The organism is Legionella erythra (assembly GCF_001467615.1).
Taxonomy (GTDB): domain Bacteria; phylum Pseudomonadota; class Gammaproteobacteria; order Legionellales; family Legionellaceae; genus Legionella_C; species Legionella_C erythra.
In genome coordinates, this window is the sequence record NZ_LNYA01000030.1 from 142,525 (window position 1) to 153,932 (window position 11,408).

Genomic DNA, 11,408 nt, shown 5'->3' on the forward strand with positions numbered 1-11,408 from the left:
TTTAACCCGGTTTAAGAAGAGCAGTCCCTTCAGGCTCAAGGGCTGCTTCGTCCGGATGGTTGGTCATGTTTGTGACGGTGGATTCATTCAAAGCAAAGAGGGTGCACAGGGATTGAATCAACGTCTTTTTAAAAAACCGGAATAAACCCGATGCCTGTTGATTAACGAATTCCCCATGAGCCTGATACCAGTTTTTTAATTCTCTTTCTGTCAGGTGATCAGCGCATAATATAAGTTGCTTAAGGGCCATCAGGGCATCGATTTTGCTGTCGATAACTACCGCCTGGATTTGACTGGAAGGCTGTATTAACTGTTGCCTTAAATCGGCAATTTGCTTTTCAACCAGCCAGGCGCCCTTAAAACGGTTGGGTTTGCTGCCATTATAAATTTTATTGAACAAACGTGTGATAAGAAGGGGAGACAGGCGTTCTGAAACCCCGCGGATGGAATCGGTAAACAGGCGAAACAGGATGTCCTTGGGTAAGCGGCTTATTCCCTTATTTTTTTCATGGCAAAAAGCGGTGTAGATATGTATGACGTCTTTAATTTTTTTATTCTCAGCCAAGAGGCATTCTGATTTCTGAGTAAGCCTTATTCCTTGGGGAAGTCGCAATTCGGTAAGTGTGTAATTGCTTTGAAGGGCCTGCTCAAGCATCGTGTGAAGCGGTTGGCTTTTTAGCAGTTTCGTGCTGAACGCTCTTAAGTCCAGTGTTGCAGGGTAGCCTGCAAGCCGCAGAGCCAGATTAAATTGTTTCGCCTCCGTGGATAGGATAGAAAAATGGACGATGCTTTGCCCCTTGTTATTCAGGACAGGGATGAGTTCGGGGCAATTTTTTTTTATCCACACCAGGGCCTCTGGGTTAGGGGAGGCGGCGACACCATGCGCCAGCGTCTCGTCTTGATTATTCCTGGTTTTTAAATGCCGTGGTCTATTGAGCTTAATCCATTCCAGGGTGGGTATATCCCCGGACAGTGCTGCAGAATGCACAAAGAGACTGCCTGTCTTGTTTTTCCAGTCTAATAAATGAGAATAATGGGTTTTAATCCATTGCAGAACATGGACATGGCCGGCTTTAGCGGCAAAATGGGCCAGGGTATACCCTTGATGACTGGTCTGTGTCATCAGGACGGGATAATTCTTTCTTATCCATTCAAGCACGTCAAGATGACCGCCCAGCGCCGCGTAATGCGCGATGGTGTTACCAGCCCGGTTTGCTTTTTTATGCTTGTCGGGCCGCGTTTTTTTGATTAATTCAAGCGCTGTCGTGTTTCCGGTTAAAGCAGCATAATGCCCCAGATGATTGTCAAATTGATCGAGGCTATCCAATTTGGGGTGATAAAATTTATCCCAGAGCAGGGCGCCTAACTGCCACTGTTCTTTAATAAAGCCGGCTGTGAATGGTTTGAGTATAAAGTACACGAACTGGCATTGTTCTTCAGAAAGGTATTTGGGAATAAAGTGGGGCTTAATGCCTAAGGAAATGAGCAATTGTCGGTAATGAGGTGCTTTAGTCATGCTTATCCAATAGAGCCATTAATTCAGTCACCAGTTCCGTTGTGCATTTCCCATGGCAATCCGCAGTATAATCCGGGTGGGATGGTGCTTCGTAGGGACTATGGATGCCCGTCATGTTGGGCAGCCCTCCTTGCCTTGCCTGCCGATAAAGGCCTTTGGGATCCCGTTGTTCGCAAACCGCAAGCGGCGTACTGACATGGACCTCGAAAAAGTGGTCTTTGCCAATTAATTCCCGGGCCATTTGCCGTTCATGCCGAAAGGGAGAAACAAACGCGGCGATGACGATTAATCCGGCATCCATCATCAATCGAGCCACTTCCGCGACACGGCGGATATTTTCCACGCGGCAGGCTTTGCTAAAGCCCAGGTCCCTGTTCAACCCATGACGAATATTATCGCCATCGAGAAGATAGGTCCGTTTTCCCTGCTGATGAAGCGCCACTTCGAGGGCATTGGCCAGGGTGGATTTGCCGGCGCCGGACAGGCCGGTTAACCAGATGACTTTCGCCTTGTGGCCATTGAGGTGCTCCCGATGTGCCCTGCTGATTGTCAATGGCTGTCTGTGAATGCTTTTATCGCGATACAGGCTGTAGGCTATCATTCCGGCAGCCACCGTGGCATGCGAAAACCGATCGACTAAAATAAAGCTGCCCAAGGTTTTGCATTGGTTATACGGGTTAAAAACCAGGGGCTTGCTGACAGTGATGTGGCAGAACGCAATGTCATTCATGTTGAGCGACTTGCCGGGTTTTGGCGTCAGGGTGGTCATATCGATTAAGTGTTTAATGACACTGATTGATGCCCCCGCCCATTGCGTGGCCAGCTTCAATTCATAGCTTCGGCCTATTAATCCTTCCTCTTCATTGAGCCAGATGAGGGTTGCGGCGAACTGCTCCGTGGTTTGAAGCGGCTCCTGGCTTAAGGACAACACATCCCCGCGGGAAATATCCAGGGCTTTATCGAGTACCAGGGTGACGGCATCTCCCGGGTTAGCACAACGGACGTCTTGATTCATGCCGATGATATCGGTCACGAGAGCCCGCTGACCTGATTTGGTTACCCGGATTTCATCGCCTACCGCCAGAGAACCGCCTGTGATCGTACCGCTATACCCCCTGAAACCAGCATGAGGGTGATTGACGAATTGGACAGGAAAGGCAAATGTGCCGCCATTTTGCGGCTTTAGATTAAGGCGTTTAAGCCAGGTCATGAGTGGTGGCCCATTATACCAGGGGGTATTAGCCGACAGTTGGGTCACATTATCTCCCTTTAATGCCGAGAGAGGAATGGCGGTTAGCGAGTGAAACAGAAGAGGGGCGGCAAATTGACGAAATTCATGTTGAATCTGGTGGTAGCGCGTCGCGTTGAAATCCATCAAATCCATTTTATTAATGGCCAAGAGGAGGTGCTGTACTCCCAGTAAGTGAGCTAAGTAGGCATGGCGGCGAGTCTGGGGCAGGAGGCCATGGCGGGCGTCAATCATGAGGATAGCGGCATCCGCTGTCGACGCGCCGGTGATCATGTTACGGGTATACTGTTCGTGCCCCGGGGTGTCAGCGAGAACAATCCTTCGTTTACCGGTGGAAAAGTAACGATAGGCCACGTCGATGGTGATGCCTTGTTCGCGTTCAGCCATCAAGCCATCAACCAGCAGGGCGAAATCGAGATTATCTCCCTGTGTACCGAATTTTTTTGAGTCGAAAGCCAGCATATGACGTTGATCGTCTGAGAGCTGTTGCGACTCCCAAAGCAGACGGCCAATCAGCGTGCTTTTGCCGTCATCGACACTGCCGCAGGTCATTAGGCGCAGAAGGCCATCGTCCTTTTGAGCGGAGTCTACGTATACCGTTTGTTCAGGAACAACCGTCAGTTCGCAGTCCATCAAAAGTAACCGTCCTGTTTTTTAAGCTCCATACTGCCCAGGGCATCCTTGTCGATGATGCGATTCTGGCGTTCGGAGTAGCGGCTTGTGGCTAATTCATCCAGAATGTCTAAAACCGTGGTTGCTTTTGACTCAATGGCGCCCGTTAATGGGTAACACCCCAGGGTGCGGAAACGTATTTTTTTAATGGCTGGGGTTTCGTCGGGCAGCAGACGAAAGCGTTCGTCATCCACCATGATAAGCTGGCCGTCGCGGGAAACGACAGGTCTGTCTTTGGCGAAATACAAGGGGACAACGGCAATGCCTTCCTGATGGATATAGTGCCAGATATCCCTTTCTGTCCAGTTAGACAGCAGAAAAACCCGAAACGTCTCCCCCTTGTTTTTTTTAGTATTGTAAAGATTCCAGAGTTCCGGGCGCTGATTTTTTGGATCCCAATGATGGGTCTTGCTGCGAAAGGAAAAAACGCGTTCCTTGGCACGGGATTTTTCTTCATCGCGCCGTGCGCCGCACAAAATCATATCGAATTGATAATGATCCAGGGCTTGCTTAAGCCCATCGGTTTTGGTTAGTTGGGTATGCAGCGCAGATCCATGGTCAAACGGGTTAATGTCTCTGGCGATAGCTAAGGGGTTGGTATAAACCAGCAGGTTGATTTGCTTATCTTTAGCGAGTTCGTCGCGAAACGCATACATGTCTTTAAATTTCCACCGCGTATCGATATGCAGCAGGGGAAATGGAGGGGGAGAGGGGTAGAAGGCCTTACGGGCGAGATGCAGCATCACGGCACTGTCTTTGCCGATTGAATAAAGCATGACCGGGTTGTCTGATTCCGCAATGGCTTCACGGATGATATAAATGCTTTCGGCTTCAAGCTGTTTAAGATGGGCCGGCAAAACATGGCTAAGTATGGGTGTTGAAATCATACGCGCAACGATCCTTGTCATGTCCTTTGAGCGCTTAAGGTCTGAGTCGCCACAAGCTCTGCTACTTATATCAGCTATTTTTGTTGGCGACAACATGAAGTAACATGAGGAATCTATTTATTATTTTATTCTGGTTTGGCATGGCAACGACTAAGGGACGTATCGCTGCAAAAAAAACCGATACCCGTCGGTTTCAATGGCTGTTACTGGTGTTGGGCGTCGGGGTGCTGTCAGGGGTAGCCGGCTTGTTTGCAGCGCTTTTGCTCAAGTCGGCACAGCACCTGGCTTATGGCTACAGCCCGCTGCAACTGGTGAGCAATGAAACATTTCTGCAGGGAGTTCGTGCGTCCTCCCCTCTGCGGCGCGTGTTGGTTTTATGCCTTTGCGGATTCATTGCCGGTTTTGGCTGGTGGGCTTTATCGGCTTATGGGCAGCGGTTGGTCAGCATTGCCGATGCGTTAAAAAATAAAAAACCGATGCCGGTTTTCTCAACCCTTGTTCATGCCCTGTTGCAACTGGTGACCATCGGTTTGGGTTCGCCGCTGGGACGAGAAACGGCGCCGCGCGAAATCAGCGCGGTGTTTGCGCAACAGCTTTCAGTCAAGGCGGGGTTAAATCCGGAACAATTGGGTATTCTACTGGCTTGTGGAGCGGGTGCCGGCTTTGCAGCGGTGTACAATGTACCGTTAAGCGGTGCCTTATTCACCCTTGAGGTATTGCTTTGCACCTGGAGCTGGTCTGTGTTATTGCCGGCTTTAGCGACTGCGATTATTGCAACCGCGGTATCCTGGATAGGGCTTGGCAATGAGCCGCAATACCTGATCGCAGCCTATGAATTCAAGGCACCGTTCATGCTCTGGGCCGTGCTATGCGGTCCGATTTTTGGCCTGGCGGCTCATTGGTTTATTCGTCTGACGGTAATGGCCAAACAACAGGCCCCACGCGATCGGTCCTTATGGTTGACCTGTTTTATTAATTTTCTACTGATTGGTTTATTGGCTGTTTATTTCCCGGCTTTGCTGGGTAATGGCAAAAGTCCCGCACGGCTTGAATTTACGAATGAGATCGGGGTTGGTTTAAGTCTGTTGCTGCTCCTGTTGCGGGTTGTCATTGTCGCGTCGTCCCTGCGTGCGGGGGCGAAGGGTGGTTTGTTAACCCCATGCCTTGCCAATGGCGCTTTATTGGGTGTGGTTTTGGGCGGGGTATTTAATTTAATGGGGCAGGACAACAGTTTAAATGCTTATGCCATGGTCGGTGCGGCTGCTTTTTTAGCGGCGGGACAAAAAATGCCAATCACGGCTGTTGTTCTGTTGTTTGAACTGACGCAGGCCCGATTTGATCTGTTAATGCCCCTGTTGTTTGCAGTCACAGGTGCTGTGGCCGTTTTTCAATGGGTGGCCCTTGATGATAAAAAATAAACGCTTAGAGCCTTGTTTATTCTATTAGGAGGGTTTGTAAGGTTGTTTGACCTCTTCCCCTTCCGCGCTTTTTACATCCTTAAGTCGGGCTTTAAAATCTGTGCTCACGGCAGTGTTTGAATCGCTTGGCGGCGCCGTCCGCTTTTGTTGTTCTTCGGTGAGGCCGGTCAGGGTTTGAACGGGTTTGGCGTGGAAAAAATGGCTGCCATTTTCAGTATGGTAATGCCCCACCTATTGCATTTGGGTTGGGGGAATCAAATACTCAAATTCCTCAGGTTTAGAGGCGATACCGGCAATGTATTTGCCCCGCAAATCGGAAAGCACAATACCGGTTCCACCGCCGGCATTAAATAGTTCCGTATTCATGGCATTGAACATCTCGTCTTCAGACGGGTCGAATGCTGTGCTGAAAAAACCCATTTCCAGGGTGACATCCCCGCCCCGTTCCACCGCCTCTATTCTTTTTTTAGTGAATTCTTCGCTGAAATTTTCCTCTACACGAAAAGTATGGCTTGGTGAGGTTTCCGAAATTTTATTTAAACCGGCACAGCCCATTGCTGCTGTGGCTAAGATTTCACCGATCTGTTGCGAGTCATTGTCTTCAATGCGTGATAAATCACCGCGGAGAACCTTGTTGCAAACCACATAAAATCCGCCGCTGTAAATATTAATGGCTGATTTTTCTGCCCAATTTAATTCCTTGAGTGCATCGGGGTGCTTGCCTTGTTTTTCCTGGGTTTCATAATCAGTCATGCTCGGAATAGGATTGGTTGAATGTTTCAGCGAGGGTGTGTAATGGCACTGCGGTGATTGCAGAAGAACCATGTAATTGGCTGCATCCTCCTCATCAAAAAGCAAATGATTCATATTCGCGTGTTTTATCAAGTCGCTGACATTGACTTCCTGGCCTTGAAACGTGGCCAGTAATTTATCATTTTCGACTTTAAAGCTGACAGGTGGCGCATTGGGGTTCACCTGCGTGGCCAGAAAGGCTTTAACCAATTGTTCGAATTGAACAGTGGCCTCATTCTTTATCAGGGGTCCGAACTCCAGTGCAATCGAATGCTTAGCCCTGGTTGCTTCTGTGAGTTGACTGGCGTCCTGTTTAACAAATGATTTTATGACCTCATCATCGCTTGACATGTCGTTGACCTATCTGACCTTTACACATAAAAATGAAGCAATTGGAAAATAAAATGTATAGTTCATGTGTCCTATCATCTGCAATTCTATGATTTAGATAGGACTTGATTTATAAGAAACTAGGGCTTCGGCGTTTTTTTTAAAAATTCCTCCAAATTGTCAGCTACTTGACTACTTCTAAAGGCCTTCTTAAATAAAATAAAATCATGAACTTGTTGCTCCTTGGATGCTTTTATCACATTAGCAATCGGTTCTCTTAGGTATTCTTGAACCTCATCTAGTGTTTTCATATCCTTGGCCACTTCTATCTTTTCTTTTAAATCTCTGATTGCTTTATATTTAGGGCTATCCATTCTTTTATGTTTGAGGTCTTCTGGATTTTCATTAAAAAAATCTTTCCAATGTTGTTTTTTGAAGCTATTTTTCAAACCACTTAAATAGGTTTGAATTTTAATAGATTCTTCATGTTCTTTTTGAAATAAAATTTTATGTGTGCTCTCTTTGGGGTTTTGTGTAATCACTAAATCACCCTTTAATTCAACATCGCCTACTAAATAACTTGAATTTAAATTCATTCCACTTGTTTTACAAAGCTTTCCTGTGTCAAATATTTGTATGCTTCTAGCACCTGTCAATTCTGCGACACCAGGGACATTGTTAAAAGAGTGAACATGTGTGTTTCCCATCAATGCACACCATTTTTTGTCTGAGCCCGCTTCTCTTTTTATAATTTCATGAGCAGTATAGTTCATGTATTTCTGTCTTTTATCATCTAGTTGCTCATTCTCAAGGCCAATTTTTTGTGCTTTATAAGTCGTGCTTACATCAATTCCAACAACTCTTATACCTGCCTCACGTGCTGCATATAAAATATCGGTGAAACTATATTTCTTCAATTCTTCATTTGTGCTCATAAACTGATGTCTTTCCATCTCCTTTAATCTTGCTTGGAGTGTGGTTGATAAAGGAGCATCTAGTGTTTGAAAAAATTTATCTAAATCATTTTGATCTGTATCATAAAAAAAATGTTCCATGAATAATATTTCAAAGCCTTCTTGTTTTAGCATCTTCATATTTTGAATTAAAAATCGTTTAGAGCTTGTATGTTGATGTGCTTCTCCAATGATAAAGGACGTTTTTTTTAGATCTTCGGCGTTCTTTAAAGGCTCAGTTGCTTTTTTAACTGGTGGGTTACTCATAAATTCAGCAACAGTTTTGCTCATCTCTTTCGAATCTAAAGTATATTGATAAATTGAATCAAATTCCGCTCCTCGGGTTGGAACAAATTGTTGACAAAACTCTATGTTTTTTCTGTTTTCCTCGTAATGGCTTAAGGTGACACAAGTATAAGTGTCTCCGCCGCTGGTTACAAATCCTACACTATTATCGGTTTTTGATTTCATGGGTATAAAATTAAACCAGTTGGATTAATTTTAATTATAACATATATATTTAAGTCTAATTGTATATAAATTAATCTTAGTTGTTTTTGTTTTCAATGTGTTCATTTTGTGCCATGACTTTGGTTCTTCTTGGAAAGATAAACCGATTAATTTGAGCAATTTATCTGGCCAGGATATAAAAAATATTAGAGTAAAATTAATTGGATGCTCTCCAATCACGTGCCATGGAAGTGTGGCCTAGTACAATAAATGAGTAATCTGATGGTTATTATGAGAAGACCAAGCAAAGAGCTGCAGATGAAGTGCTGCGCTCACCATGATGAGCATTTTTTAGATTGTGTGCGTGGAAATTATTAATAATGACCATGAGTTTTTAAGATCCACGCACGCCAGTGGTTGGTAAATTTGCTCCTAATCAGGGGCTGAGGAAGCGTGACGCAATGGTTGCCAGAGGAATTGCCAGGCAGGCCAATGATGTACTCATGGAGGTAGACAAAGGCTTGCAATCAAAAAAATGAGAAGCCTCCACTTGCTTGCATGCAGGCAATAATCCCTTCATCGGCTGGATTGTCAGATAAAGGCGAGTTTTTCTCATCCTGAATGGGCGCATGTTTAGCCAGCAGCGTCTGTTGCGCCTCCTGTATCTCATCCAGGATGATGGCTGTCTGCGGTTTAAAAAAGGAATAATGAATATCATTCTTTTTCTGGTAGACGTAAACAAGGGGGTAGAACACAACAAGAGATGCCAGCACGGTGCATAAATCATCCAGAAATTTGGTAAGACCGGTATTCGTTTCTAAAACCGCGCGATTATTCTTGACGGCGGTGTCAATGCTGTCGTGAAAGCGCTTAAATCGCTCAACGGGGTGGTCTTGATTATCCAGTTCCAGGATGGCTTTATTCAGACAGGCAACGAGATTCTCCGTCGCCCTTTGGTATTTAAGATCCAGTGTCGGTAGTTGCAATTCCAGTTGCGAGTAAATGTTATACAGTTTGAGATAGTGTTGAGCCTGGGATTTATTCTCTGCAAAAGTTAATAAAATACTGACCTGCGATGATTTGTCCCCTTGAAGATGCGCGGCTAATTCTGTGGTTAATTCAAATTGCTTGGCGCGGATTATCCCTCTAATCTGAAGGGTTTCTTTATTAAGCAGGGTTTCTATTTCGCCAGGCAGGAAGCCCATATTGATTGCTTCAATCAAGACACGGGATTTTTCAATACTGGTTATTTTTCCCGGTATGTTATTTTTCTTTAAATACTGGGCCAAGTAGGCAAGCGGTTGCTCTTGCGTTACCTCTTCAAAAACACCGGCTTCAGCCAAGGGAACCCTTGTGGCCAGGTCGGTTTCTTGCAATGATTTGAGGATATCCTGCTTTAGCGTTGGGCTATTTTTTCTATGCCTGTAATACGCGACAATCATCGCGGCTTGGGTTGGATCTTTTTTCAGGATGTCATAATCAATACCCAAGTCCAGTTGTACTGTAATCAGAATGGCTGCGAGAGCCATGGCAGTCATGTCTTTCGATTTAAACGAAGACGTTTGAAGGAGCTCGGTTAAATTGAATTTTTTGACCATGTCATCGGTTAAAACACTCCTTCTTTTTCTTTCTTCTTGCGAAATGGTATGTTTTCCCAAAGCGCAGTTTAAATCAGCAGGCATCGTCAGAATGCGCTTTAAAGCCACGACATCAAACTCTGCCTGAGTTAAAAAAAAGCACGCGCTCAGGGGTGGCAGATACATGGGGGTGCCGGTGGCTTGGGTTTTGAGTTTGTCAGGCGTTGTGGTCGCAAATCCAAAATCTATGAGGTGGCATTGCTCCTTGGCATTGATGACAATATTTTCAATTTTGATATCCTGATGGGCAGCCGGCGTGCCTGAACGTGAACTTGAAGGCAGGCCCCTGTGCAAAGCATCCACCTGAAGGGCGATATCAATGGCCATCTGTAAGCGGCTGCTCTCATCCAGCTCCAACGGGAACAGGCCGCCTCGCGGATAAAATCCCAAGGAAGCATAAATCGATTTAGTTAATGAGCCATCCAGCAGCGTATGACTCAAAGTCTGACTGAGGTAAGGGTATTTTTGGGTAGAAAGGCCCCGTGTTAATTGACCATCATTGTCTCTAAACGCATATCCTAAACCGTCGTTGATCGGATATAGATAGAGAGTGTTGTTATTTATGTCCATTTCCGAGGGCATCTTAGTGTAAAAACGGGGCGTGTAGGACGCGGCAGCTGTGGTTATTTCAGTTTTTATAAATAGCTCATAATCACTGCTTAACCCATGGAGCTTTTCCTGAATCCTGACATGATCTTCTGTATGGGGGAGAGGGCGTTCCTTGATCGATATCTCATCGTCTATGAATTTACAATACAACTGCTTATTCTTGGCATAAACGTAAAGAGTTTGGGCTTGCATAGTGAAAGTGGAGGGTTCGGTGAGAGCCACCTGCAATTGATAATTCATTAATAATTTGTCGATTCCAACCCCAAGATAAGCCAAGTGAGTGTAATATTTGCTTTTGTCGCAACGTTCCACTTTCCCACGGGAAAGCGGGGAGCCGTCTGGTAAGGCTCGGTCTTTTAAAATTCTGCTTTCTTCCTGCTGCAACGGGGTATTCGTTGTTTCTATTTTAACAACTGCAAGCTCACCTTTTTTATTTTGTATCAACTTGACTTTCCCATACTGTCCCTTACCAATCAGGGCATCTGATGCTTTTCCTTGAGCGATGGCAAAAATTTCACCATCAATTTTGATGAAGGAATGGAAGGTATTGGCGGGCTTACTCTTTTCGCCAGCTTGATAATTATCGAACAATTTCGGGCGGCTGGGTCGTGGGATAGCTTTGCCTGTATCGGGGGAAAGCAAGGCTGAGTAGGGTAAGACGGTGCCATTGGGTTTTTCCAATAAATAATATTCCGCAATGCGCCATTCATCAGGGGATACAGTAAACATAGATCGTTATCATATCGAATAATAAGTAGTAGGCAGAGTGTACATTATAAGAGTTAAGAAAATATTAAGTGCTACTACCTTTCGTGGCTCATTATCACGGCCTACGCACTTCAATTTTCAATCAAACTGAGCAAATTTTCTAAAAAGGAATTGTCCCATCCACCGA

The 11,408-nt window shown here is 45.4% G+C and carries 8 protein-coding genes; 1 reads left to right on the forward strand and 7 read right to left on the reverse strand.

Annotated features, from left to right (window positions below; all coding sequences use genetic code 11):
• Position 1 precedes the first annotated feature (1 nt).
• From Lery_RS09885 to cysD, 3 genes are read right to left on the reverse strand one after another with little or no spacing between them, the layout of a single operon-like run.
• Positions 2 to 1,516: an ankyrin repeat domain-containing protein gene (locus Lery_RS09885; RefSeq protein WP_058527097.1), complete on the reverse strand. Its 1,515-nt coding sequence runs from the start codon at positions 1,514 to 1,516 to the stop codon at positions 2 to 4.
• Complete coding sequence (gene cysC / locus Lery_RS09890) at positions 1,509 to 3,398, reverse strand: adenylyl-sulfate kinase (protein WP_058527098.1); 1,890 nt, start codon at positions 3,396 to 3,398, stop codon at positions 1,509 to 1,511. Before cysC ends, Lery_RS09885 begins: the two co-directional genes overlap by 8 nt.
• Positions 3,398 to 4,324 carry a sulfate adenylyltransferase subunit CysD gene (cysD, locus tag Lery_RS09895; RefSeq protein ID WP_058527099.1) on the reverse strand — a complete coding sequence of 309 codons (927 nt, stop codon included), beginning with the start codon at positions 4,322 to 4,324 and terminating at the stop codon, positions 3,398 to 3,400. The genes cysC and cysD overlap by 1 nt, the downstream gene beginning before the upstream one ends.
• Positions 4,325 to 4,428: 104 nt before the next feature.
• On the opposite strand from cysD, the gene Lery_RS09900 reads away from it, so the two are divergent.
• Complete coding sequence (locus Lery_RS09900) at positions 4,429 to 5,742, forward strand: chloride channel protein (RefSeq protein ID WP_237759203.1); 1,314 nt, start codon at positions 4,429 to 4,431, stop codon at positions 5,740 to 5,742.
• 24 nt (positions 5,743 to 5,766) lie between these two features.
• Here the strand turns inward: Lery_RS09900 and Lery_RS09905 are convergent, their stop codons facing one another.
• The 4 genes from Lery_RS09905 to Lery_RS09920 all read right to left on the reverse strand — a co-directional run bounded on the left by Lery_RS09905 (position 5,767) and on the right by Lery_RS09920 (position 11,242).
• The gene (locus Lery_RS09905) at positions 5,767 to 5,973 is read right to left on the reverse strand and encodes a hypothetical protein (RefSeq protein WP_058527100.1); all 207 of its coding nucleotides are present in this window, start codon (positions 5,971 to 5,973) and stop codon (positions 5,767 to 5,769) included.
• Positions 5,974 to 6,885, reverse strand: a complete 912-nt coding sequence (locus Lery_RS09910; protein ID WP_058527101.1) for a hypothetical protein — start codon at positions 6,883 to 6,885, stop codon at positions 5,974 to 5,976. It lies immediately after the preceding gene.
• A gap of 119 nt (positions 6,886 to 7,004) precedes the next feature.
• Positions 7,005 to 8,288, reverse strand: coding sequence for a membrane-targeted effector domain-containing toxin (locus tag Lery_RS09915; RefSeq protein ID WP_058527102.1), 1,284 nt, complete (start codon positions 8,286 to 8,288; stop codon positions 7,005 to 7,007).
• Between the two features lie 506 nt (positions 8,289 to 8,794).
• Positions 8,795 to 11,242: a protein kinase domain-containing protein gene (locus Lery_RS09920; RefSeq protein ID WP_058527103.1), complete on the reverse strand. Its 2,448-nt coding sequence runs from the start codon at positions 11,240 to 11,242 to the stop codon at positions 8,795 to 8,797.
• Positions 11,243 to 11,408: the final 166 nt, after the last annotated feature.